Origin of the sequence: Lactiplantibacillus sp. C232, assembly GCF_023806725.1 — a bacterium.
GTDB lineage: Bacteria > Bacillota > Bacilli > Lactobacillales > Lactobacillaceae > Lactiplantibacillus > Lactiplantibacillus plantarum.
In genome coordinates this window covers 1-278 of sequence record NZ_JAMSKZ010000068.1, presented here as the reverse complement: position 1 = coordinate 278, position 278 = coordinate 1, and the positions used below count along the sequence as shown (strand labels likewise).

The 278-nt window shown below is 28.1% G+C and carries 1 protein-coding gene; it reads right to left on the bottom strand.

From position 1 onward, the window contains the following. On the bottom strand, nt 1-247 hold a 247-nt coding region (mscL, locus tag MZO41_RS16655; protein WP_252129724.1), incomplete at its 3' end, for a large conductance mechanosensitive channel protein MscL. Nucleotides 248-278 lie beyond the last annotated feature (31 nt).

Below are 278 nucleotides of genomic sequence, written 5' to 3'. Positions count from 1 at the left end.
CAACAAATGCAATAATCAAAAAATTAATGACAGAATTAATAAAGGAACCGTATTTAAAAGTAGCATTGCCAAATTTTAAAACAAGGCTAGAGAAATCAATTTGTCCTAAAAAAACACCTATTAGTGGATTTATTAAATTATTAACTAATGATTTAACGATAGCATTAAATGCAGCCCCAATAATAACGCCGACTGCTAAATCCATTACATTACCACGTGAGATAAATTCTTTGAATTCTTGAATCAATTAAATATCCTCCTGAAAATATATTCTAGCT